The following is a 23,415-nucleotide window of genomic DNA, read 5'->3' as shown; positions in this document are numbered from 1 at the left end:
TTTCTTAATTGATAGCACTGTGAATGGATGGTTCATGATTGAGGGTAGAGATCAAGGAATTTCATGGTATAATAAGGATGAGGAAAACCTGGCCTTTGTTCCGGGATTGATGGGAAGGATAAAAAATTTCAAAAACAATCCACAGAAAGAGGGGAGATCGATGGACAGATGCAAACATCATGAAAATCGAGACGAAGCTCAAAAAAGAAGGGTTGGCGAATTAGAAAAAATTGCTGAAGATCAGGCGATCTGTCAGTCAGGCAGTCCAAATTTTATGGCTGAGCCAAAAACTGCCTACTACATGATGAAGAAAACAGTACTTTTTATCATTCTGCTTGCCATTCCTGCTGCCGCAATGATAGGGGGCTGGATAGGAGCCTATATGGCGTCGAAGGATGATGGCATAGGGGCTGTCCGTTACCTTCAGGGAGCGGATACAGACCTGCAATCACAGATTGTGATGATTGCCAAGGAAGAGCATTTGGACGGGATACCGGCCGTAGTCAAGAAGGCAATGCCTTCTGTGGTAGGAGTTACGACGGTAACGGTGGAGGAAGATAGGTTCTTTGGTTTGAGAAAAGGCAGGAGTGTGGGAACCGGGGTGATTGTAGACAGCAGAGGGTATATCCTTACCAACTCCCATGTAGTGAATGACGGGAGGACCCATGAAGTGACGATATTGCTCCATGATGGAAAGGATATGAAGGCAGAGGTTTTATGGTGCGATCCTACACTGGATTTAGCCGTATTGAAGGTGGATGGACAGAATCTGCCTGTGGCGACCTTAGGCAACTCTGATCGGATTGTGGTAGGGGAAACAGCTATCGCTATTGGAAATCCCTTGGGATTAGCCTTTGAGAGAACGGTAACAGCGGGAATCATCAGCGGACTTGAAAGGAGTATTCCCGTTAGTGATTTCCATAGCATTGAAGGATTAATACAAACGGATGCGTCCATCAATCCTGGAAATAGTGGAGGACCCCTTCTCAATGGAAAAGGAGAAGTCATTGGGATCAATACGGCAAAAATCCGATCGGGAGAAGGCTTAGGATTTGCCATCCCTATCAATATTGCAAAACCCATTGTGGATGAGTTTATTGCAAAGGGTGAATTTACAAAGGTTTACCTGGGCATGAAAGGTGTCAATGCCCAACAGTATGCTAGAAATTATGGAAGCATCCTAGGAGCAAAAGAAGGAGTGCTGGTTTATCAAGTGGTGCCCAACGGACCTGCATCCAAGGCGGGAATGCAAGCCGGGGATGTGATTACGGCGATCAATGGGGAGAAAGTTCCTTCTATGACAAGACTGGCCAGAATCCTTTACAAATACCGACCGGGGGATAAAATCAAAATAGAGGTGGTACGAAATGGCCAGTTGGTGACTCTGGAAACAACGCTGATTGCAGAAACCAGGAGATGAAAATTTGCATGCACTTCCCATGAACAAAGGAGAAATCAAGTGAAAATTCACTGCGGAAGAACTCATGGGTTCTTCTGCAGCTATTATGAATATATTGGGACTGGGAGGAGCTTTCCCAGTTTTTTTATATGAAGTAGGAAATTATAGAATTTCATAAATTGTAGATAAGATATAATTTTCGTCATGGGTTTCAACAAAGTATTCCTTTCAATCTTTCAACGGAAGTAGTAGAAGGAAATATTGTTTTTAACAATTTTATCTTTATTGGCCCAGTTGCAAATCAGTCGATGACGATTAATTCCTTATCAAAATGATTCAGCACTTCACAACCCCTCTCCGTTACAAGGACTAAATCTTCAATTCTTACGCCAAATTCTCCCGGAATATAAATGCCCGGTTCAATGGAAAAAATCATCCCCGGTACTATTGTATCGGTATTTGTGGAGGAAACATCGCCAAAATCGTGAACTTCTATGCCGATGGCGTGTCCTGTCCTGTGGGTAAAGAATTGGCCATACCCCATTCCTTCAATATGTTTTCTCGCTGCGGCATCAATATCGCAGAATCTTACTCCCGGTCTTACTGCAGCGATGGCCTTCTGATTGGCTTCCTTTACAATATGGTATATTTCCTGGGCTTTTGGAGATACGGATTTGTAAAATACGGTTCTTGTCATATCAGCGCAGTAGGAGGATTTTTTGCAGCCGATATCGATGATGATGCTGTCACCTTCCGTAAGGCGAGTATGACCCGGTTCATGGTGGGGTGTTGCACCATTGGCACCATAGGCAATGATTGGCGCAAAGGAAGGCCCTTCTGCCCCCAATTCCTCATAGATATTCATCAGTTGTTGTTCTATATTTTTTTCGGTATACTGATGGGAAATTAGGCTTATTATTTTTTCCATGGCAAGATCATTGATTTGTGAAGCCTCACGCATGTATTCTATTTCCCTTTCGTCTTTTACCGCTCGAATTTTATCAAGGATATAGGAACCGTTTATGAAGGAGCTGCCGGGTCTTTGCTCCATGAATTCTATCAAAAATCTTGCAGGCCAATTTTTATCGATTCCTATGATTGTTTCTTTCTCTATGTGCTCTGAAAGAATTTTTACAGGTTGGTCTGTATCTTGAAACCAGATTTTCTCAATTCCCAAGTCTTCCTGTATGGGGAAAAGTTTGTTAATGAAAAGCTTGTGGTTTCCCTTGATATTTAGATAAAGAACCAACATTCTTTCACCAGGATGAATCCATTTGCCTGTAAGATAAAATATGGCTGCCGGATCTGAAATGATCATTTGAGGAATATTTTCCTTATCCATTTCTTTCAAAACCTTTTCCAATCTGATTTTTTCCATAACTTTCACTCCTTAGGTCTAAATTTTATCTGTTTTTTATGTTCTTCCCATTGCCAAAACACAGATGATATTTTTCTTTTTCTATATATATGGGATTTCTCCTTTATTTATTTGTTGGTTCATGGGATGAGGCAGATGCACTGAGAAAAGATGTTCAAAAAAGTTTTCAAATTAGAAGGAATTTTTGAAATTTTCTATAATATAAATATTAAGGTCATGATCCTTGGATTTTAGATCTACTCGTCATCTTAATTTACCAAAAATGGGGGTATCTGCATGAAAAATCTTTATTATTGCATGGATTGCAGGAGAATCGCTGGTTTTAATGGGGTATGCAGTTATTGTCAGTCACAGAATATCAAAGAGCTTGCCAAAAAGTCGCCGGTAAATGTCATTGGAACAAAGATTAAGGGAAAAGTGATGAATGCAAAGGATCACAGGGTAGATATTTTATGTGTGGATGAGGGAAACATAAAAACGATAAGACAGTTTGAGGTTGAAAAGTTGAGAAAAATTCTATAATGGGAGTTTTAGCTCAGGAATTGAATGCATATCCTTTTTGATTGGGAGAAAAGGGCTCATTGAAAAAGCCTGCTGTGATGTATGGCAGGCTTTTCTAGTTTGGGCTATTTTTATTTTCTCTAGCCTGCTTGATTTTCAGTGCAATCAATGGTATTCTTTGGGATATGCACCATGAGAAGATATGAAGGATCAGGAAAAAGAACTCGCGGAATGAATTATAGTACATTTCATGCAAAGGAGAGAAGGATGATGACGGAAATTTATCCCCATATGTATAAACATGAAATCTTGCTGCCCAATAATCCTTTAAAAGCAGTCAATAGCTATATGATTTTGTCGAAGGATAGGAATCTGATTATTGATACGGGCTTTCATACGAAAGGGTGTAAGGACTCATTTATGGAGGGCATCCAAAAAATGAATATAGACCTTGGCAAGACAGATTTGCTGATTACCCATCTCCATTCGGACCATTCGGGTCTCGCTGCCGATTTGAGCAAAGAAGGCGTGAATGTATATGTAGGAGAAATAGATGGGCCCATGATCAATAGGATGACGCAAAAAGAATATTGGCAAAAGTTTGAGGAATATAAAAGGATGTTTGATTTGGAAAAGGACCATATTTCCCTTGATGACCACCCGGGATACCGGTATTGCCCCAAGGAACCCGTTCCATTTATTCCACTGAAAGAAGGAGATGTCATCGATGTGGGAAACTATGCTTTCGAAGTAATAGATATTCCCGGACATACACCTGGACATATCGGACTGTATGAAAGGAGGCATAAACTATTTTTTTGCGGAGACCATATCTTGGATAAAATAACACCCAATATCGCCTTTTGGGGGTTTGATCAGGATATATTATCTGTTTATTTGAACAGCCTAAAAAAGGTCTATGGGTATGATATAGACTATCTTTTTACGGCCCATAGAAATATCATTCGGGACCATAGAAGACGGATTTGTGAGCTTTACGACCATCATGAAAAGCGTCTGGAGGAGATCATGGAAATATTGGAAAGCGGCCAAAAAACAGTTCGAGATACGGCTGCCCATATGCATTGGGATTTAAAATATGAACGGTGGGAAGACTTTCCAAATCCCCAAAAATGGTTTGCTGCGGGAGAAGCCATGTCCCATCTGGAACATCTGGTATTTTTAAATAAGGTTGAAAGAATCAATGACAAAGGGGTCTTATACTATCGACGAAAAAACAATAAATGACATACAAAGGGTCGGAATATCCAAACTGCTAGAACAGTATTGCCAACAAAAATAGGAGCATGATCAGGATGAAATGTCTTATTTTTAAAAAAGCTTGCCATTTGTCGTGGCAAGCTTTGAGCTTTTATTTGACTTTTACTGTCCATCCTTCTGGGGCTTCTACATCTCCAAACTGAATTCCGCAAAGGGTATCATACAGTTTTCTGGTCACAGGGCCTACTTCTGTTTCGCTATAAAAGATATGCAGATTTCCTTTGTATTCTATACCCCCAATGGGTGTAATGACGGCGGCTGTGCCACAGGCCCCGGCTTCTTTAAATTCGTCTAGCCGGTCGATGAAAACATCCCTTTCTTCCACTTCCATTCCCAGATATTCCTTTGCAATGTGCATTAATGAATATTTGGTGATGCTGGGGAGAATAGATGGAGATTTCGGTGTCACAAATTTGTCGTCCCTTGTAATTCCGAAAAAATTGGCTGCACCTACCTCTTCTATCTTCCTGTGGGTCGCAGGATCCAGGTAAATACAGTCGGCAAACCCTTTTTTCACAGCCAATTCATGGGGAAGAAGACTGCCGGCGTAGTTTCCTCCGACCTTTGCGGCTCCCGTTCCATAGGGTGCTGCCCGGTCATATTCGGCAACGGTAAAGTTGACAGGGGCCAGACCTCCTTTGAAGTAAGGTCCTACAGGGACACAAAACACACAGAAGAGATATTCCGGGGCCGGTTTTACTCCAAGATTATCTCCCACACCGATCATAAAGGGCCTTAAATAAAGGGTGGCACCTGTACCGTAGGGTGGCACATAGTCTTCATTTGCCTTTACGACTTGGATACATGCATCAACAAACTTTTCTTCTGGTATTTCTGGCATTAGGATGCGTCTGCAACTACTGTTCATCCGCTTTGCATTCTGATCGGGTCTAAAGAGCTGAATTTGTCCGTCTTTTCTGCGATAGGCCTTCAGTCCTTCAAAACACTGCTGTCCGTAATGGAGAGCCGTTGAAGCCTCACTGAGGGTAAGTCGATTATCTTCCACCAGCTTTCCTTCATCCCATTGGCCGTCCTTCCACATGGAAACATAGCGAAAATCCGTCTTCATATAGCCAAAACCTAACTTGCTCCAATCCACATTTACAGCTTTGCCCATTTCATTTTCCCCCCAACATATAAAGTTTTAAATTTTTACTTCATAGAAGATGGTACAAATATTTTCCTCAATACCATTATAGCATACCTAGATGCCCTTTCTATGGAAAAATGGCCAAAGGGCAATAGAGAATTTGAAAACAACAAAATATTCATTAATCAAATAAATTGTCATAACCATTTTCCATGCCGCTGAATAAGATATAGTAATCACAGTTTTAGGATAAGGATGGTGGCATATGAGCTTTATACAAAATCCCGTTCAAATTATAACGCGGAAGATTGTTACGCCCAATCAAGACCTGGATATTGCTTATCCCGTTGTGGTGGGCATGGCAAATCAGGCAGTGCAGCACAGGATAAATTATCAAATATTGGCTTTGGTCCATAAAGTAATTGTTGACCAAGGATATTATCGAGAGCCCCGGACAACAATTCAAGGATGGTATGAGATAAAAACCAATGAAAGGGGTGTGTTAAGTTTAAGTATTGGCAATTATGCCTATACCTATATGGCTGCCCATGGGTTGACAGTGATTAAATCTCTGACCTTTGATGTCCAAAGCGGAAAAAACTATGAGTTGAACGAGTTATTTAAACCGGGAAGCGATTATGTAAAAGTTTTATCCGATATGATTCGAATACAGATCAAGGAAAGGGATATACCTGTTTTGGACGATTTCCAAGGGATTGCACCTGACCAGGATTATTATATAGCTGATAAATGTTTGGTTATATATTTTCAACTGTACGACATTACCCCCTATGTATTCGGTTTTCCCTTCTTCCCGATTTGTGTGTATAAGATACAGGATATCATCAGGGAAAATAGTCCTCTGGATAAAATGGCTATCAACTCATGAATACAAAATCCTTTGTCTCGAACTTACAGACAAATATAATGCAATAAAAACAAGCTATAAAAAATGCACCAAGGGTATAAAGATGCCCTTGATGCATTTTTGTTTGCAATCTTTGAAACAGCATTACACATGGAATGTCTTAGGATATGGCAAAATAATATATACATACTATGTTTGTATTCAAATGTCCTGATACCAATGATAGTAATTTTTTGAAGAAAGGCTTTACAAAATACTACTATAGAATATATGCTTATAAAAAGGATAACTATGTTTTTTATCAGTATATATTGCTCTTGCTGAAGTGGAGCTTTATTTGCTTATATTTTATCTAGGTTTCTGAAGGGAAGGGGCTGAGCAAAGGATGAAAACAAAATTAAGCGTAGAGAAATTGCACCGGCTTTTTACGGCGGCAGCCAGATTTAATGAATTAAAGAGCTGGAGTTGGTTGGAGGACGAGGATATTCTTGCTATTGAAGAACCGGATACGAAAAAAATTGCATATTGTTGTGTGATGGGCAGCCTGGGCGAATGTATCGGCATAGCGGTTTATGTGGGGGATGTAGGATTAAATAGCTATTTTTATGGCTTATCAGGGGAATATGTGTATGATCCGGAAGCGATGCATATGCAAAATAGCCTATTGATCACGTTTGAAGATCGAGAGGATATTGAAAAAGAAGATTATGAATTAATCAAAAAATCCGGTGTAAAGTTTAGAGGAAAAAAACAATGGCCCATGTTTAGAAAATATGAGTCAGGCTATTTTCCTTGGTTTCTAAATGATGAGGAACTAAAATTTATTACTGTCATATTAGAGCAAGCATATGAATTTGCCTTGGACGCAAAACAGGATAAGGGTTTGGTGATTCCCAAAGAAGATGGAAAATGCAGGATTAGAAAATGGAAAGATGATCAAAAATGGGGGTATGATGTGGTACCATTGCATCCAAAAAAGGAAAGCTTCAAGATTCCTGCATGGAAGGATGAAATCAGACTGCGCAATTTAAAAAAGAAAGTAAGGAAGGTGGATACCGTTTGGGAGATAGACAGATTTTATTCGCCTTCACCTATAGCAGATGAAGAAAGGCCCTATTATCCCATGGTCATGGTGGTGGTCGATGGACAAATAGGACAAATCTTGGGAATGCACTTGGCCAAAAAGGATTTTTGCCTCCAGGAGTTCCAGGAGTATTTTGTAGAAGTAGTTGAAAATGTCGGGATGGTTCCTTCGGAGGTTGTATTTGATAAGAAGGATATGCATAAGACCTTGGAAGATATATTGAACAAGCTGGGAGTCAAGTCTTTTCTTGCTGAAGAATTGCATATGATGCCTGAGATCAAATATGATATGTATGATTTTTTTCAACATGGTTTCCCAAATAGGAAAGATATCTTTGACTGATTGGATTGAAGAATGGAAGAGAATGATGTGGCAGAAGGGGCAATCTGCCACATTTTCCATATGAAGATGCATGCATTCGATCCAAAGGAAAAACCGAAGGCAGCCAGCGGAAAGGAATACGGGAAGGATGCAGAAAAACCATAAACAATGCAGGATTCTTGTGAAAAAAGAGAATACTATAGGCATACAACGCGAAAGTTTGATTGATGTTTTTATGAAGATAAGCTTTTTATGCAGCAAATGTTTTGTTGCCAGCTACCAGCTGTCAGCTGCCAGTACTGGTGACTGATGACTGGTAACTGGCGACGAACTGCTATTCAAAAAATATAACTTTTTCAAGTAAATTCAATTTTGAAGTTGTAAATCTATAACAGTGATGACAACAGATACGAACAATGAAGGGATGAAGGAAACAATGAAGAAAATAACAGTATCTCTGATGTTTTTCTGTGTATTCTTTCTTACAGGGTGTGTAGAAAAAGAGTCTCTCCAGAATAAGGCCTCTGAGGATTCCCGAGCTGCGGTTTATGATATAACGATGAAGCGGGATCTTTTGTGTCTGATGATGGCCTATCCTGAGCATATTGACGGTATAGAACGGGGTGGCGACGGGTTGGTGCATGTTGTTATGAAATCGGGGAAACGCATTCTTTACGATGATCAAAAGGCAAAGGGTCCGGGGGAAAAATTGGGGAACCCGGACTTACAAGATATGATGGAGCAGATTTATCCCCTTTCCGATATCAAAGATCTCATGGATGAGAATTTCGACCCGGGACGTGCCAGGGTATATGCTTTGTTCCAAGAGGTTTACGGGAGGACGAAGGAACAGGTGCAGTCAAATCTGACAAATGTAAGTATAGGGAATAGGCGGTACCCATTTAACCGCAACAATGGCGCATCGGAGGCCCTGCAAGCTGCCATGAAGGAAATCACTTCTTTGGCAGAAAAGCAACCGGAAATTTATCCTTTTGTATTTCCAGTAAACGGTACATTTCATTATCGTGTTATTGCCGGAACCAATCAATTAAGCCCCCATGCCTTTGGCGTGGCCATTGACTTGAATCGGAACGATCGGGACTATTGGAAATGGGTGCCGCGTAAGGAAGGACAGAAAAGGCTGGATGCCTATCCCCGGGAAATTGTCCGTATTTTTGAGAAGCACTATTTCATCTGGGGCGGAAAATGGGGCCATTTTGATATTTTACATTTTGAATATCGTCCGGAGATCATCTTGAAGGCCAAGCATTTTTCAGATCAGCCTGTTCTGAACAAACCTTGGCATAACGGATTGGAAAATATGGATGATCGTGTAAAAGGCTATATACGGTATATTGAAGACGTTTTTAAAAATTCACCAAGTACATGATGATACCGATGATGCCCAGTCCCATCATTAGGATAAGGGAAAAATTATACCTGTCTGTTTTTCGCCGGTGTCGTCTGGAATTGATGATAAGGCCGATGACACAAAGAATACACAGGGTGATCATCAAATAGAAGGCATAGCGGATCAATCCGAAATCCCAAGTCTGGCGAATCTGTACTTTAAACAGTCTCTCAAAAAAGGTTTCTGCTTGGGGTTTAGCTCTGTCGGTAATGGTGATAATGAAAAACATGATTCCCCAGGCTATGAATCCAAGCCATCGAACCAGTTTCACCCATATGTCGGGGCCTTTCCTTCGATCGTAATATTCATTTTCCTTGTATGACATTTTCCCCACCTCGTATCTTTTAAAATAGGTTGTTTTATACAATATATTCAAAGAATTGTTTTTCCAGACTGTGTATCATTAGATTTTTGCGGATAGGCTCCAAATCCGCTGGAAAATCATACCCTATATTATATTTCGTCAAGGCATGGGGAAATATAAAGGGATGCATTAAGAAAAATATATAGAATAGAAAAACCATAGGAAAGGAATGATGAGCAGTGCCCAGATTTCTTGCTGTTCTGGTTGTGATTTTATTAATCTTTTCTGGCCTTACTTATCTTCTTCATCGGCTCTTTCGCAATAGATATATAAAGTATGTTCCTGCCCTGATTTCTCTGGTTTTGGGAACATACCAGTTTTATTTGGCCAAGGCCGTTTCCTATCAGGGGTTTGAGGATATAGCCAGGGTGATACTGGGGGCCATGCTGATGGCAGGATTTTTATCGGGAATGGCCTCCGGTGTGCTGATAGATGTTATAAGACCTAGAATGAAAGATAGAGAATAAAGTTTTTGTCTTGTATAACCTGGAAATTTAAGAAATTTGCCTAAAAGGGCTGCAAAACCTTATTGTTGGCAGCCAAGGTTTACATAATTTACAAATTGATTTTTGCCCTGTGTATATATTAAGGTATATACAGGGGGAATGTACAAATGAAGCGTAAGAAAGTTTTAGGAAAAATAATAGCCCTTGGCGTTAGTTGTACAATTGCTTTTTCAATCATGATGCCTATGGCTGCCGATGCAAAATCAAACAAATTGAATATGTCCTATCTATATTTTGGAAACAAGTCTACATATAAAGTCCATGTAGATAGAACAAGAAATTCTCTCCAAGAAGTATCTCCCAGCTATTTTGATATTGATGAAGGCGGGAATCTGAAACTTACTCCTGCGGTTGATCCTTATTTTGTGAAAGAAATGCATCAAAGGGGAATCAAGGTAATTCCATTTTTGAGCAACCATTGGAACCGTGAAGCAGGAAGGTTGGCTTTGCACAATCGGGAAACCTTGGCGGCAGATATTGCAGAAGCAATTAGCCGGTATGATCTGGATGGTGTAAATGTAGATATTGAAAATGTAACGGAAGCCGATCGGGAGGCTTACACGGAATTTGTAAAGATATTGAGGGAAAAGCTGCCCTCCAACAAATCGGTTTCTGTTGCTGTGGCAGCAAATCCAAGAGGTTTTACCAAGGGGTGGCAGGCAGCCTATGACTATGGAGAGTTGGCAAAATATAGTGATTATTTGATGGTAATGGCTTATGATGAAAGTTATGCCGGTGGACCTGCAGGACCTGTTGCCAGCATAAACTTTGTGGAGAAATCCATCCAATATGCCTTGGAAAGAGTACCTAGGGAGAAAATTGTATTGGGCATCCCGTTTTTCGGCAGATATTGGAAAGACGGAGAAACCTATGGAGGATATGGAATCAGTTTAAATATGGTGGAAAGCCTTGTGGAAAAATATAACGGACAGATAACCTTCCATGAAACGGTTCAATCTCCTGTGGCAAGAATTACTGTAAAGCCAGAAGATCCAAAAGTTTATGTCTCAGGCAGAGAACTTGCTCCGGGGACTTATACCATATGGTATGAAAATGAGGCATCCATCAAGGCGAAGCTCAGACTTGTACAAAAATATAATCTGAAAGGTACGGGAAGCTGGAGTTTGGGGCAAGAGCCGGAGAATACGTGGCACTACTACAGCCTATGGCTGAATGGAAAATATTTTTCAGATATACAGGGACATTGGGCTCAAGAGGATATCTTGGCAGTGGAGAATAAGGGCTGGATGAGGGGAGTGTCCAGCACGCTTTTCTCACCCAATAGGTCTTTGACAAGGGCCCAAGCGGCATCAACTTTCGTGAGGGCTTTGGGGCTGCAGCAGACAGAAAATGGTGGAAGCTTCCTTGATGTACCGGATCATCACTGGGCCAAGAAGGATATCGAAACAGCCAAGCAATACGGCCTGATCCAAGGCATAGGAAACGGAAGATTTGCTCCTGATGAACCGGTGACAAGGGAACAAATGGCTGCCATGCTGGATAAAATCATCCCGGAATTAAACTTGTCCCCATGGGATGCAGGAAGGTTTCCGGATGTACCAGAGAACAGCTGGTCCTATGGTTTTATTATGAAAATGACGCAAAATCATATCTTCAGCGGGTATCCCGATGGGACTTTTCGTCCCAAAGAGGCCATTACAAGGGCCCAGATGGCATCCTTGATAAACCGCATAGCAAATTATATAGGCAAACAACCCAATGCAGAAGAAAAATCCAGTAGGGAATAAATAACCAACCCACCGATAAAAATATCGGTGGGTTTGCTGCTTATTAGGTATAAAATGTTTTTGTCCTGCAGCAAAATAACCGATATAGAAGGATTTTCCTATCAAAGAGGTAAAAAGAAGGAACGGCAGCGATGCCGCTGTTTCAGAAAGAAGATGTGGGAAGGTGGAGTATAAATAAATTTATAAGGAACAAGAAAAATATCAAGATAAGGGATTGACAAAGAAAGGAAATGGGCGTACAATATGACTAAAGAGTCATATGACCAAGAAGTCATATTTTTAAAAAGGGAATATGACTGTACGGTCATATTTGAGGGAATAGGAGGAAGAAAATGCCAAAGAGTACTTTTTTTAATTTGCCGGAGGAGAAAAGGGAAAAAATTTTACAGGTAGCCATTGATGAGTTTGTCCAATATTCCTATCATCAGGCCAGCATTAATCGGATTGTAGAAGAGGCAGAAATAGCAAAAGGAAGTTTTTATCAATATTTTGAGGATAAAAAAGATTTGTTTAAATATATTATTGAAAAAAGCGGTGAAAAGAAGCTGGAATATCTGGGCCATATCTTGAAGGATTTAGAAACCTTAAACTTTTTTCAGATGATACGGGAACTTTATATTACAGGAATTCGGTTTGCAAAAGAACATCCTAAACTTTCTGCCATTGCAGACCGGTTTATGAAAGATAATGATCGAAAGTTGATGGAAGAAATATTAGGAGATTCAAAATATAAAGGGCAGCAGCTATTTCAAGGCTTGCTGATCAGGGGAATTCAAAAAGGAGAAATAGACCCTAAGATTGATGTGGAATTGGTGGCTGTGCTGGTGATGTCCATGAATCTCTCCATATCGGAATATTTTTTAAAAGAAAAGAAAAAAGATGACCTGATGGAGATGATGGATGTCGTAGACAAAATGCTTTATGTAATTGAAAATGGCATTAAAGCAAAAAAGGAGGGGGAATAGCATGTTGACGGTAAAAAATCTGTATCATTCTTATACCAATGATAACCGTTACGCAGTGCAGGACATTCACTTTGAGATTGAGAAGGGGGAGATATTTGGTTTTCTGGGACCCAGCGGAGCAGGGAAGTCTACTACCCAAAAGATATTGATCGGTCTTCTTCCTCTGCAAAGAGGGGAGGTGCGGATTGCTGATATAGACATCAGAAAGCCCACGGAGCAGTTGTTTAATATTATCGGCGTATCCTTTGAGCAACCCAATATCTATAAAAAGTTGACAGGATTAGAAAATTTGGAGTTTTACCGCAAAATGTTCAGTGTACCCACGGAGGATCCTATGAAGCTTTTGAGGATGGTGGGATTAGAGCAGGCGGCCAACAAACGGGCCGGAGGGTATTCCAAGGGAATGATGCAGCGATTGGTCTTTGCAAGGTCCATGTTGAATGCACCGAAGATGTGGTTTTTGGATGAACCTACTTCAGGTCTGGATCCCAATACGGCCAGCCAGATTAAAGAAATCATATGGCAAAAGAGGAAGGAAGGCGCCACGATTTTTTTAACTACCCACAACATGCATATTGCCGACGAACTTTGTGATCGGGTTGCCTTTATCAATGATGGCAAAATTGAACTTATCGATTCTCCAAGGAATCTGAAGCTGAAATACGGGGAAAGGATGGTGCTGGTAGAATATAAAGAGGGAGGCATGGTGAAAAAAGAATATTTATCCATGGTGGAAGAAAAGGACAGAAAACGGTTAAATCGACTAATCGATGAAGGGAATATTGAAACCATGCATTCCCAAGAAGCGACCCTGGAGGAGATCTTTATCAAGGTAACGGGGAGGGGGTTAAAGTAAATGCTTCAAAGATACGTTGGATTGGTGATAAAAGATATTTTAACAGCCTTTAGAAACTATTTCTTTGTGGTTGTCGTAGGGGTAGCCCTGCTCTTTGTAGGGTTGACAAATTTTTTGATACCGGAGGAACTTTCTTTAAAACCGTCAGTGTATTATCTGATGGAGTATGATGGGGAAATGAAACCCATTATTGATCAAATGCTGGAAGAAACAAAAAGAAAGCATAGCAATGTCTATGGAGTAGGTTCCATTGAAGAAATTGAATCTGGCATGGAAAAGAATTTTAACAGTTTAGGTATGGTAATCAGGGAGATGAACAAGAAGCCCCATATCACATTTATTTTGCAGGGCCATGAGAATGAGAAGGTTACAAATGCCCTGATATTATCGATGAAGGATGATCTTCGAAATAAATTGCAGGGAAGTATGGAAGTAAAAACAATATTTTTAAATCAAGAAAAGGAGATCGAAAAAATACCTTTCCGCCATACGATGATCCCCATATTTATTGTGATGGAGTCGATTCTCCTAGGATTTTTCTTAATTGCGGCATTGATTTTTATGGAAAAGGATGAGGGAACCCTTCGGGCTTATCTGGTATCACCGGGAACAATTCTCGAGTACTTGGCATCTAAGATCACCCTGATGCTGCTCATGGGATGCATTTCAGCAGTGGTGCTGGTTGTTCCTACCTTGGGTCCTTCCGTAAGTTATTTTTGGACTTTGCTGTTTGTTGCTTTGGGAAGTATTGCCGCAGCTATATTGGGCTTACTCATTGCCAGTTTCTTTGATAATATCTCCCAGGCCAGTGTATGGATTATAGTCATTGCCATTCTGTTGTCATTGCCTTTTATGTCCTATTATTTTCCAAGTTTTGCACCAACCTTTGTAAAAATGATTCCCACCTATCCCCTACTTTTTGCAGCAAGGGAAATATTGTTTCCTACTGGAAGTACAGGGATTGTATATACTACTCTGCTCGGTTTAGCTATTTTTAGCATTCTTGGATATATGGGGGCAGTGGCTGCCTATCGTTTCAGCATTCGAAGGGATTAGGAGGTGTGAGGGAAAATGAGAAGAATATGGGCCATATTCCGCCGAGATTTGTCCAGTAGTTTCAGGGAATTTATCTTGCTTTATATGATGGTGGCACCGATTATCCTCGCCCTGATCTTTAGATTTTTTGTACCCAGTGCCAATTCTGCAGCATTGCAGTTTGCCGTGGATGGGAGGATCGGAAGCGATGTTATTGGAAGGTTGGAACAGTATGGAAGTGTTGAAATTTATAGAGATAGGGCGGAATTGGAAAAAAGAGTAAGGGGAGCCGATGATATTGCGGGTATTACAAAGGATGGATCAGGGAATTTTCAAATTATCCTTGAAGGCAATGAAGCCCATGATACCAAGGTAATTCCTCAAAAGATTATACGGGATATGATCAGTCCTCAAAATATTGACGTCGATTTTTCTGTGCGTGATCTCGGCTATACCCGCTCTCCTGTAGCCAGAATAGGAGCAGCAACACTGATTTTAACTGTGCTGATACTGGCAGGGGCGGTGATAGGCTTCAATATGATTGAAGAGAAGGATGGACATACGTTGAACGCTTTGAATGTGACACCCATGCGTCGGTTTGAATTTATTATAGGAAAGAGCATCATCGGCATGCTTCTTCCTTTGGCTATGGTATATTTGATTTTGTGGATTTTAGATATATGGTATATAAACAAAGGGATGATTTTTGTCATGACCCTTGTCAGCTCGTCTATTACTGTTATCACAGGATTTTTGATAGGGGCCATGAGCAGCAACCAAATTGCGGGCATTGCAAATATGAAGATACTGCTGCTGCCCTTGGGGGCATCGGTGATCGGCGCTTTGATGCTGCCGCCGGACAAACAAGTTTTTGTATATTGGATTCCTACCTACTGGTCTTTCCTGGGATTTGACGGAATTATGAAGAATTCCCTTACCTGGGGCCAAATAGGAGTGTATGCTGCGTGGATTTTAGGGCTGACTTGCATCATGTTTTTACTGTTCAGGGGAAGAATGAAAAAAGGATTTGTATAAGGAGGGAAAGGAAATGGAATGGAAATGGTGGATTCTACTGATTGTGCTTGCAGTGATCGCTGCACCGATCAAACTGAAAATACTGAAGAAGTGGCAGGCGAATAGGAAACAAAAAGAAGAAGAAAAAGAAGATATCTAATGGAAAACTCCTCTGGATTTATCTGGAGGAGTTTTCCTGTTTTTGAAAGGAAAAATAGGAGTTTGCAACAAAACATAACATATGGACGTAGGATCAGGAGGAAAGTGTTTGGAGATATCGAATAAAGAAGTATTACAGCATTGCAAATGAAAAAGGTAAATATAGGGGGGGTTTAAAGTTTTCATGATAAAGGTAATGAAGCAGATAAGAGATTTTTTAGTCTATGCACAGGATATTAAGAAATTAAAATATGTGGAGGAAGCACTCCGAGAAAGTGAGGAGAGATATCGAAGGGTGGTGGAGCTTTCGCCTATAGGGATTTTTATTCATGATGGAAACAGGGTGGAGTTTGTAAATGTTGCCGGGATAGAGCTTTTGGGTGCAAAATCGGCGGAGGAGCTTATCGGAAAACCTGTGTTGGATGGGATCCATCCGATGGATAAAGAAGATGTAAGAAAAAAACTACATTTGGCTCGGGAGAAGGGAGGTTTTACTCCTCTAAAAGAAAGGAAATTTATAAGGATGGATGGCAGTGAAGCGAATGTGGAAGTAACGACTACGCTGTTTCCTTATAAGGGCAAGAATATGTTTTTGACCTTTGCAAGGGATATTACTGAGCGCAAGCAAGCAGAATTCCTGCAGAAAACTGTAGAGGAAAACACAAAACTGTTAAGTGAAGCTTTGGAATATGATATCGTCAAAATGGAGTTTTTTTCTAATATATCCCATGAATTGAGGACGCCGTTGAATGTGATTCTGGCTAGCCTGCAGCTTTTATATCTGATGCCGGAAAGCTGTGTGGATGAAGCAAACAGGGAAAAATATTACAAGTATCTTTATATGATGAAACAAAATGGAAACAGGCTATTGCGTTTGATCAATAACTTAATTGATATTACTAAAATCGACTCCGGCTATTTTCAAATCCGCATGGAAAATCATAATATCGTAAATATTATAGAAAATATTACTTTGTCTGTGGCGGAATACATAGAAAATAAGGGAATCAGCCTAATCTTTGATACAGATGTGGAAGAAAAGATCATGGCTTGCGACCCTGACAGCATGGAGAGAATTATGCTGAATCTTCTTTCCAATGCTGTCAAATTCACAAGGACCTGTGGCAGTATTCAGGTCAACATTGAGGATCAAGGGGAGACGGTTCAAATCTCTGTAAAGGATACGGGGATTGGGATACCGACGGATAAACAAAAGATTATCTTTGAGAGATTCAGGCAAGTGGATAAATCTCTTACAAGAAATCATGAAGGAAGCGGTATTGGATTGTCTATTGTAAAATCCTTAGTGGAGATGCAGGGAGGAACTATTTTTGTGAAGAGTGAAGAAAATAGGGGAAGTGAATTTATTATGCAATTTCCGGTGCGAATTCTCCAAGAGGATGAAATCATGGCAGAAAAAGAGAACAGCACGGGGCAGAGTATGGTAGAACGAGTCCGAATAGAGTTTTCAGATATCTATGCATGATGGGAAGGGAGAATGATGAAACAGATTTTGTATAGTCTATCGGATAAAGTAATAGAAAAAACAGGAAGGCAAATGGCAAGGACATGTCTGCAAACGCAGAAAAAAGATACCCATGCTTGATGGAAAGAAGTAAGCTGCTGAATAGAACAATGTGGTATAATATTTAGATGAACGAAGTATGTTTTTGAAGAGGAGATTGACTATGCTAAAGAGATTTTCAAAATACTATCGTGGGCATTTGCCTTTGTTTTTTCTGGATTTTGGTTGTGCATTTTTGATGGCTGGAATGGATTTAGTTTTTCCCATCGTTGTGAGACAAATGGTGGATGATTTGCTGCCCCAAAAGAATCTTAAGGTGATCCTATGGGCAGGTTTGGGGCTGTTTCTCTTGTATATCGCCAGGGCCCTGCTCAATTATATCGTGGATTATTACGGGCACGTTTTAGGAGTCAGAATGGAATATGATATGAGAAAAGACCTGTTTGATCATATCCATAAGCTGTCTTTTACCTATTTTGACAATACCAAAACGGGGCATATCATGTCTCGATTGGTCAATGATTTAAACGAAATTTCGGAACTTGCCCATCATGGACCGGAAGACCTGTTTATTGCAACCGTTACTCTATTGGGTTCTTTTATAATCTTGCTGACGATCCATTGGCCTTTGGCGCTGATTGTTTTTTCCGTGGTTCCCCTAATGTTGTGGTTTGCCATCAGCAAAAACAAAGAAATGCAGAAATCCTTCCGGGATATGCGGCTAAAGGTAGCGGATATCAATGCCCGGGTAGAGGATAGTATTTCTGGGGTAAGGGTGGTGAAATCCTTTACCAATGAGTGGTATGAAAAGGAAAAGTTTGAAGAGGGAAATGCCAATTTCAGAAAATCCAGGGAAAATGCATTTCAAGTGATGGGACAGTTTTTTTCAGGCATTAATTTTTTTTCTAACCTGATTCATCTGGTAGTAGTGATTTTTGGAGGCATTTTTTACTACTATGATCAGCTTACCATAGGAGAGTTGGTAGGTTTTCTACTCTATATTTCCATGTTTTTGCAGCCTATTCGAAGGATTACGGCCTTTGTGGAAAACTACCAGAAGGGGATGGCCGGATTTCACCGCTTTGTAGAACTCATGGACCTGGAACCGGATATTGTGGATGATCCCGATGCAAAGGCCATCGGGAGAGTACACGGGAAAATCGTATTTGACCAGGTGACCTTTAGTTATAACAATAAGGCAAAGGTATTGGAAAATATCAGTTTGAAAATTCATCCTGGGGAAACCGTGGCCTTGGTGGGGCCTTCGGGAGGAGGAAAGACAACCCTGTGCAGTCTAATTCCAAGATTTTATGAAGTAGACCAGGGGAGGATTGAGATTGATGATATAGATATCAGGAAAATCACCCAGAAATCCCTTCGGGAAAATATCGGCATTGTTCAACAGGATGTATTTCTTTTTTCCGGTACGGTAAAGGAAAATATAGCCTATGGGAAAATCGGCGCCACCGATGAGGAAATTATAGAAGCGGCCAAAAAGGCCAATGCCCATGAGTTTATTATGTCTTTGGAAAATGGTTACGATACCTACATTGGAGAGAGGGGCGTGAAACTGTCGGGAGGACAAAAACAAAGAATTTCCATTGCAAGAATCTTTCTGAAAAATCCCCCCATTCTTATCTTGGATGAAGCTACTTCCGCTTTAGATAACGAAACGGAAAAGGTCATTCAAGAATCTCTCCATGAGCTTTCCGAAAACAGAACAACGCTGGTGATTGCCCACCGTCTCGCAACGATCAGGAGAGCCGATCGAATTTTGGTTCTTACCGATGAAGGTATTGTAGAAGAAAACCAAGAAAGATATGCAGTAAATTATATATAGCATTAAACTCCTTGAAATCAAGGAGTTTTTTTGTGTAACGATAACCCCCGGTTCTATCGGGGATTCCAAAAAGCTTTAGCTATGAGTAGAAAAAAACCTCCTCATGAAATTAGATTACTAAAAGCATGAACAAAAAAAACGCTGCCTAGACCTACTCTAACAGTAAAAAGCTCTGTGGGATGCTCCAAGATAGATTAAGCACATGGAAAACAACAAAAACAGGGGCAAATAAATTGCATTATCTTTGGAAAATGAAATAAAAAAACCTACAAAAACACGAAAACTTACTCAAAAATCTGAAAATGGGCATAGAAATGCCCGGAAAAGATAGGATAACCTATGAAGAGAGAAAATATTTTGGCATCCTTTTAAAAAATTCATAATGGAAGGAACGCTGGCTGTTAAAACACAGTATTTTGGAAAGAAGTACAGCAGCAGCCTCATCTGCTGAAAACACTGACAAATCAGAATCATAGTAAAAAGAATCAAAGAAGGCAAAGAAGCTGTTATGAAACATTGCTTATTGCAATCACCAAGGAATCTGCAGACATCACTTGCTTTTTCAGATAATGAAAATATGCAGTACAGACAAAAAATAACGAAATCAAAGGAATAAACGAAATATGGAATAAGCATGGAAGGAAGAAGAGAATATGTTTTTTTACATGAAGGACATTGAAAACGCTGAATACTTATGACAAAATGCTGATAAAGGGTCACTACATTTCTATCATAGTGCCCATGACGATGAAGCATACCCTCATAACCGCAGGAAGGGCATCCATACATATGTTGAATATTTTTTTCTCTTGACAGCAAACCTTTAGTTATATTTTCAGGAAAATTGCCTATACTTATCATAGTAATATATTGTTGTTAGGGGAAAGATTGTTTTGCTTGGCTGCTTTCCCCTTCTCCTTTTTGTTTAAAGTATTGACAGTTAAGATTTTATTCTGCTGTTTTTGTAGTCAATCAAATGAATTTATTCTGACGTTTAACAACAAAGCAATCTCTTAAAGAATTTTTAAAAGGTTCTAAGGAGATCGGATTTGAAAATAATGAGACAAGAACGACAAAGGGTGGAGCATATATAAGATAATTTTGCATTAGAAGCGATGATGTAATGAGTAACTTGAGACCTGTAGAAAAATATCAAATGAGTGTAGTTAGCTACCGAGAGTGTGCTCCTGCTCCACTGTGCCAATTAAGCCCATACAAACAACTGATTTTTTAATCCTGGAATACTTATATTTAGCAAGAAGTAATGTTCTAAAGAAAATATAAGATTTGGAAACACACTGTATACTTTGTAAATTAAGGGGTAGTACTAGAGAATTGCATCTTCTCTGGTACTACCTTTATTATTGATTTCTATTAGATAATATTAACATATCATCTGAATTCAAATTGTATGTGGGTTAGGTGAGAAAAGTAAGTTCAAAGAATAAAAATTCCAATAAATGCATAAGTAAAAAATATAAATCCCCATATTGACAAACAAACAAAATATTGATATTATTGGAATAGTTTTACAAAACACTAACAAATCTAAAAAATTTATCAGAGAAATATGAGCAGATGAAATAAATCAAGGGGGGATGGATACATGCATGAAATTTGCAATGATCCAAGGGGATGTATTTACGAGGTAATCTGCGTAGAACATAATAACACAAATCAGGATAATATTGGTGATTCTTTTATTTATGAAGAAATAGTAGGTTACTTAGAAGAAAAACTTAACTTTATATTATATCAAGAAAATGAAGAAGTGGAGAATATAGTTAAAAAAGCAAATATAACAAACGAAAAAGAAATCATCTGTAAAGATTATACAGTCGCAAATAAAATAGCTAAAATATTGCTTTCAAGAGATTTTAATTATCAATCAACGAAAAATGTACAGCATCATATACCGAGAATCAATGAAATAATTACAAGGCATGTATCTAAATACGAAACCATTCCTTTATATCTTGATTTGGGAGGGGGCTACCATGCAAGTACAAGTGTAGATAAACCTTCTATTAGTTTTGATATTAACCTTGGGGAGGTCTTACTTCTTTACCAAATAAAAAAACTGTATAACAAAATAAAGCCATTTTATCCCCCTGCTATAAAGTTCACTATTGTTATCGATAATGTAGTAGCCAATTATGTTAATGATATTCCGATTGATAAGACGTTGTCTTACTGTGAAAAGTTTAGAGCACTTATAAGTTTACTTAATATGGATAGTATTGTTTACTTACTTGTTGAATCAGAACATTGTAATTGGTCCTCTAACCTTGAAAAAGTTAAATATCATAAGAAAGCACAATTCGGAGTAAAAGAGCATTTGAATATCATAAGATTTCTTGGAAGAGATTGTACCTTTGAAGAGGCTGGAGATAGACTTGGTAGATACGAAGCCGGCGTTAGAAAATCAGATGAATTACTTAACTCTTTAATAGGTAACGAAATAAGATTTGTCCAAAGATCTGATGATGGACAATTAACTTTTAGACCCTTTCCAGGTGGAGCAATAAGAATTCAATGCGGCATAGTTGGTTTTAGAATGGCTAGTACGCGCAAGATGATTCCTTTATTAGTAACTACGGAAAGTAAATTAAATTATCGTTGTTACCAAATTTATTTAAATTTAATAGCTCTAATATATAAAATGAAAAATAAAAATTTACCAGCATCAGATATTCACTTTCAGAAACAGTATAAAGAGGAGATAGAGGTGCTTGAGTACAGTTCAGAAAACATTATATGAAGGGTTATTGAATGCAAATACAATTTTAATTAGGGAGGTATCGTTATGGAAAATTTAAAATCATCAAAGGGTATTGATTATCAATTTGTTTATGGATTAGAGGGGGCTGAAGAAATAACTGATTTTAGGCAGACATCAAGTTGTTTTAATGCACACGAGCTAAACCCTGCAATCGGCTGTGATTTTCTTTGCAGATATTGTTCAATGTACTCACAATATGAAACAGAAGAACATATACCAGTAAAGATCTACAAAGATTATCCAAGCTACTTGAAAGAATATATTACTAATCATAAGAATAAAGAAAGTCTCATTTTCAATTTTTCACCAAAAACAGATGCTTTTTCACCATGTCTAATAGAGAGTGGAATGACAGAAAGTATATTGAAAATCTTAAACGAAGAAAGTGTGAGGTATTATATTCTTACAAAAGCAGGATTGCCTCCTAAAGAAATTCAGGACTTACTAATAAAATCTAAAGAAAAGAATCAAATTATAATATCCTCAGGACTTCCAGATGAAGAAGTAGAGGCGGTATTAGAGCCAGGAGCACCACCTTCGACAAAACGATTAGAATTTGCTGAATTCTGCTCAAAGAATGGCATTAGGGTTACTGGTATTGTTGCACCATATTTACCTATAGATGAAGATAACACATATGCACAGAAAGTTTTTAATCGCTACTTAGATTCAGGAATTAAGCATGCCTCTGTTCAAGTGCTAAAGTTATCCGTTGATTGCCTAAATAGAATGTGTGAACTGTTGCCGAAACATGAGCAAAGATTAAAGCAATTATTTGACATTAATAACATAAAACCAATTGAGTGGAGGTTACCTGGAGGTAAGACGGTTACAAGATTTTATGCAGACTCTTCATACTTAGAAAAAGAATTCAAAAAATTAAAACTGATCGCTCGTGATATGGGAATGACAGTAAGCACCTGTAAGGATGTGTGTATTAACATTAATGATACTAATTATAACTTTGAAGCGCATCAAAGCGGTTATAACTGCGTTGGATTTACAAGATATTAAGATACTCTTCTTTACTGTTTAAGGCTTGACTTATATAGACGGTGCATTTTATTGTCGATTTAGATAGTTAAGTAGAGACACTATTTTCGGATATTATTGTATTAGTAAATTCATAGGTTAAAGTTTTAAATCAACTTTCGCACAAAGTTGATGTGCGATGAATATTGAAAAATCAATAGTTTTGGGCAATAAAAAAGTCCAAGAAGCCCCCTCTCTGTGATATAATAGAAGTGACAAAACCCCATTAAAATCAACGGTTGGGAGGTTCTTGAAC

22 protein-coding genes are annotated in these 23,415 nt (G+C 39.1%); 18 read left to right on the top strand and 4 right to left on the bottom strand.

Annotated elements, in window-relative coordinates:
- Positions 1–34 precede the first annotated feature (34 nt).
- Positions 35–1,420 carry a serine protease HtrA gene (htrA, locus tag AN619_RS02270; protein WP_068554695.1) on the top strand — a complete coding sequence of 462 codons (1,386 nt, stop codon included), beginning with the start codon at positions 35–37 and terminating at the stop codon, positions 1,418–1,420.
- 280 nt (positions 1,421–1,700) lie between these two features.
- On the opposite strand, the gene AN619_RS02265 is transcribed toward htrA, so the two are convergent.
- Positions 1,701–2,777, bottom strand: coding sequence for a M24 family metallopeptidase (locus AN619_RS02265; RefSeq protein WP_068554693.1), 1,077 nt, complete (start codon positions 2,775–2,777; stop codon positions 1,701–1,703).
- A gap of 276 nt (positions 2,778–3,053) precedes the next feature.
- Here AN619_RS02265 and AN619_RS02260 point away from each other — a divergent pair, with 276 nt between their 5' ends.
- Together AN619_RS02260 and AN619_RS02255 are read left to right on the top strand one after the other, a co-directional pair.
- Positions 3,054–3,299 (top strand): acylphosphatase, encoded by a 246-nt coding sequence (locus AN619_RS02260; RefSeq protein WP_068554691.1) that lies wholly within the window; start codon positions 3,054–3,056, stop codon positions 3,297–3,299.
- Between the two features lie 249 nt (positions 3,300–3,548).
- On the top strand, positions 3,549–4,526 hold the full coding sequence (locus AN619_RS02255; RefSeq protein WP_330382007.1) for an MBL fold metallo-hydrolase: 978 nt from the start codon (positions 3,549–3,551) through the stop codon (positions 4,524–4,526).
- A 124-nt stretch (positions 4,527–4,650) separates the two neighbouring features.
- On the opposite strand, the gene AN619_RS02250 is transcribed toward AN619_RS02255, so the two are convergent.
- On the bottom strand, positions 4,651–5,676 hold the full coding sequence (locus AN619_RS02250; RefSeq protein WP_068554690.1) for a branched-chain amino acid aminotransferase: 1,026 nt from the start codon (positions 5,674–5,676) through the stop codon (positions 4,651–4,653).
- A 238-nt stretch (positions 5,677–5,914) separates the two neighbouring features.
- On the opposite strand from AN619_RS02250, the gene AN619_RS02245 reads away from it, so the two are divergent.
- From AN619_RS02245 to AN619_RS02235, 4 genes are all read left to right on the top strand, one after another.
- Positions 5,915–6,538, top strand: a complete 624-nt coding sequence (locus AN619_RS02245) for a DUF3298 and DUF4163 domain-containing protein (RefSeq protein WP_068554688.1) — start codon at positions 5,915–5,917, stop codon at positions 6,536–6,538.
- Between the two features lie 364 nt (positions 6,539–6,902).
- Positions 6,903–7,943, top strand: a complete 1,041-nt coding sequence (locus AN619_RS02240; RefSeq protein ID WP_068554686.1) for a DUF7309 domain-containing protein — start codon at positions 6,903–6,905, stop codon at positions 7,941–7,943.
- Positions 7,944–7,955: 12 nt separating this feature from the next.
- Positions 7,956–8,087, top strand: a complete 132-nt coding sequence (locus AN619_RS16445) for a hypothetical protein (protein ID WP_278279819.1) — start codon at positions 7,956–7,958, stop codon at positions 8,085–8,087.
- Positions 8,088–8,358: 271 nt separating this feature from the next.
- The gene (locus tag AN619_RS02235; protein WP_068554684.1) at positions 8,359–9,312 is read left to right on the top strand and encodes a M15 family metallopeptidase; all 954 of its coding nucleotides are present in this window, start codon (positions 8,359–8,361) and stop codon (positions 9,310–9,312) included.
- Here AN619_RS02235 and AN619_RS02230 read toward each other — a convergent pair.
- Positions 9,290–9,658: a hypothetical protein gene (locus AN619_RS02230; RefSeq protein ID WP_068554682.1), complete on the bottom strand. Its 369-nt coding sequence runs from the start codon at positions 9,656–9,658 to the stop codon at positions 9,290–9,292. The genes AN619_RS02235 and AN619_RS02230 overlap by 23 nt on opposite strands.
- Before the next feature lie 218 nt (positions 9,659–9,876).
- Between AN619_RS02230 and AN619_RS02225 the strand changes: the two genes are divergently transcribed.
- The 9 genes from AN619_RS02225 (at position 9,877) to AN619_RS02190 (ending at position 19,345) form a co-directional block, all read left to right on the top strand.
- A complete protein-coding gene (locus AN619_RS02225) occupies positions 9,877–10,164 on the top strand; it encodes a hypothetical protein (RefSeq protein ID WP_068554680.1) in 288 nt (95 codons plus the stop codon).
- 146 nt (positions 10,165–10,310) lie between these two features.
- Entirely contained in the window at positions 10,311–11,951 is a 1,641-nt protein-coding gene (locus AN619_RS02220) for an S-layer homology domain-containing protein (RefSeq protein ID WP_068554678.1), read from the top strand.
- A gap of 332 nt (positions 11,952–12,283) precedes the next feature.
- Positions 12,284–12,916 (top strand): TetR/AcrR family transcriptional regulator, encoded by a 633-nt coding sequence (locus AN619_RS02215; protein WP_068554676.1) that lies wholly within the window; start codon positions 12,284–12,286, stop codon positions 12,914–12,916.
- A gap of 1 nt (position 12,917) precedes the next feature.
- Positions 12,918–13,772, top strand: a complete 855-nt coding sequence (locus tag AN619_RS02210; protein ID WP_068554674.1) for an ABC transporter ATP-binding protein — start codon at positions 12,918–12,920, stop codon at positions 13,770–13,772.
- On the top strand, positions 13,773–14,828 hold the full coding sequence (locus tag AN619_RS02205; protein ID WP_068554672.1) for an ABC transporter permease: 1,056 nt from the start codon (positions 13,773–13,775) through the stop codon (positions 14,826–14,828).
- A gap of 15 nt (positions 14,829–14,843) precedes the next feature.
- On the top strand, positions 14,844–15,842 hold the full coding sequence (locus AN619_RS02200; RefSeq protein ID WP_068554670.1) for an ABC transporter permease: 999 nt from the start codon (positions 14,844–14,846) through the stop codon (positions 15,840–15,842).
- A 13-nt stretch (positions 15,843–15,855) separates the two neighbouring features.
- Complete coding sequence (locus tag AN619_RS16440; RefSeq protein WP_278279816.1) at positions 15,856–15,981, top strand: hypothetical protein; 126 nt, start codon at positions 15,856–15,858, stop codon at positions 15,979–15,981.
- Positions 15,982–16,164: 183 nt separating this feature from the next.
- Positions 16,165–17,466: a PAS domain-containing sensor histidine kinase gene (locus AN619_RS02195; RefSeq protein ID WP_068554668.1), complete on the top strand. Its 1,302-nt coding sequence runs from the start codon at positions 16,165–16,167 to the stop codon at positions 17,464–17,466.
- Between the two features lie 202 nt (positions 17,467–17,668).
- Positions 17,669–19,345, top strand: a complete 1,677-nt coding sequence (locus tag AN619_RS02190; RefSeq protein ID WP_068554666.1) for an ABC transporter ATP-binding protein — start codon at positions 17,669–17,671, stop codon at positions 19,343–19,345.
- 288 nt (positions 19,346–19,633) lie between these two features.
- On the opposite strand, the gene AN619_RS16640 is transcribed toward AN619_RS02190, so the two are convergent.
- Positions 19,634–20,134, bottom strand: a complete 501-nt coding sequence (locus tag AN619_RS16640; RefSeq protein ID WP_408645592.1) for a DUF6431 domain-containing protein — start codon at positions 20,132–20,134, stop codon at positions 19,634–19,636.
- An 817-nt stretch (positions 20,135–20,951) separates the two neighbouring features.
- Here AN619_RS16640 and AN619_RS02185 point away from each other — a divergent pair.
- Together AN619_RS02185 and AN619_RS02180 are read left to right on the top strand one after the other, a co-directional pair.
- Entirely contained in the window at positions 20,952–22,106 is a 1,155-nt protein-coding gene (locus tag AN619_RS02185; RefSeq protein ID WP_068554664.1) for a hypothetical protein, read from the top strand.
- Positions 22,107–22,151: 45 nt separating this feature from the next.
- Positions 22,152–23,141, top strand: coding sequence for a radical SAM family protein (locus AN619_RS02180; RefSeq protein ID WP_068554662.1), 990 nt, complete (start codon positions 22,152–22,154; stop codon positions 23,139–23,141).
- Positions 23,142–23,415 lie beyond the last annotated feature (274 nt).

The sequence above is a fragment of the Thermotalea metallivorans genome (genome assembly GCF_001562415.1).
Classification (GTDB): domain Bacteria; phylum Bacillota; class Clostridia; order Peptostreptococcales; family Thermotaleaceae; genus Thermotalea; species Thermotalea metallivorans.
Note: the sequence above shows the minus strand (reverse complement) of the source record. Positions and strands in the feature narration are given on the sequence as shown.

Excerpts from the sequence above, each read along its gene's own strand:
- htrA (WP_068554695.1), top strand. The coding sequence starts at position 35 with ATGATTGAGGGTAGAGATCAAGGAATTTCATGGTATAATAAGGATGAG.
- AN619_RS02265 (WP_068554693.1), bottom strand. The coding sequence starts at position 2,777 with ATGGAAAAAATCAGATTGGAAAAGGTTTTGAAAGAAATGGATAAGGAA.
- AN619_RS02260 (WP_068554691.1), top strand. The coding sequence starts at position 3,054 with ATGAAAAATCTTTATTATTGCATGGATTGCAGGAGAATCGCTGGTTTT.
- AN619_RS02255 (WP_330382007.1), top strand. The coding sequence starts at position 3,549 with ATGACGGAAATTTATCCCCATATGTATAAACATGAAATCTTGCTGCCC.
- AN619_RS02250 (WP_068554690.1), bottom strand. The coding sequence starts at position 5,676 with ATGGGCAAAGCTGTAAATGTGGATTGGAGCAAGTTAGGTTTTGGCTAT.
- AN619_RS02245 (WP_068554688.1), top strand. The coding sequence starts at position 5,915 with ATGAGCTTTATACAAAATCCCGTTCAAATTATAACGCGGAAGATTGTT.
- AN619_RS02240 (WP_068554686.1), top strand. The coding sequence starts at position 6,903 with ATGAAAACAAAATTAAGCGTAGAGAAATTGCACCGGCTTTTTACGGCG.
- AN619_RS16445 (WP_278279819.1), top strand. The coding sequence starts at position 7,956 with ATGGAAGAGAATGATGTGGCAGAAGGGGCAATCTGCCACATTTTCCAT.
- AN619_RS02235 (WP_068554684.1), top strand. The coding sequence starts at position 8,359 with ATGAAGAAAATAACAGTATCTCTGATGTTTTTCTGTGTATTCTTTCTT.
- AN619_RS02230 (WP_068554682.1), bottom strand. The coding sequence starts at position 9,658 with ATGTCATACAAGGAAAATGAATATTACGATCGAAGGAAAGGCCCCGAC.
- AN619_RS02220 (WP_068554678.1), top strand. The coding sequence starts at position 10,311 with ATGAAGCGTAAGAAAGTTTTAGGAAAAATAATAGCCCTTGGCGTTAGT.
- AN619_RS02215 (WP_068554676.1), top strand. The coding sequence starts at position 12,284 with ATGCCAAAGAGTACTTTTTTTAATTTGCCGGAGGAGAAAAGGGAAAAA.
- AN619_RS02210 (WP_068554674.1), top strand. The coding sequence starts at position 12,918 with ATGTTGACGGTAAAAAATCTGTATCATTCTTATACCAATGATAACCGT.
- AN619_RS02205 (WP_068554672.1), top strand. The coding sequence starts at position 13,773 with ATGCTTCAAAGATACGTTGGATTGGTGATAAAAGATATTTTAACAGCC.
- AN619_RS02200 (WP_068554670.1), top strand. The coding sequence starts at position 14,844 with ATGAGAAGAATATGGGCCATATTCCGCCGAGATTTGTCCAGTAGTTTC.
- AN619_RS16440 (WP_278279816.1), top strand. The coding sequence starts at position 15,856 with ATGGAATGGAAATGGTGGATTCTACTGATTGTGCTTGCAGTGATCGCT.
- AN619_RS02195 (WP_068554668.1), top strand. The coding sequence starts at position 16,165 with ATGATAAAGGTAATGAAGCAGATAAGAGATTTTTTAGTCTATGCACAG.
- AN619_RS02190 (WP_068554666.1), top strand. The coding sequence starts at position 17,669 with ATGCTAAAGAGATTTTCAAAATACTATCGTGGGCATTTGCCTTTGTTT.
- AN619_RS16640 (WP_408645592.1), bottom strand. The coding sequence starts at position 20,134 with ATGTATGGATGCCCTTCCTGCGGTTATGAGGGTATGCTTCATCGTCAT.
- AN619_RS02185 (WP_068554664.1), top strand. The coding sequence starts at position 20,952 with ATGCATGAAATTTGCAATGATCCAAGGGGATGTATTTACGAGGTAATC.
- AN619_RS02180 (WP_068554662.1), top strand. The coding sequence starts at position 22,152 with ATGGAAAATTTAAAATCATCAAAGGGTATTGATTATCAATTTGTTTAT.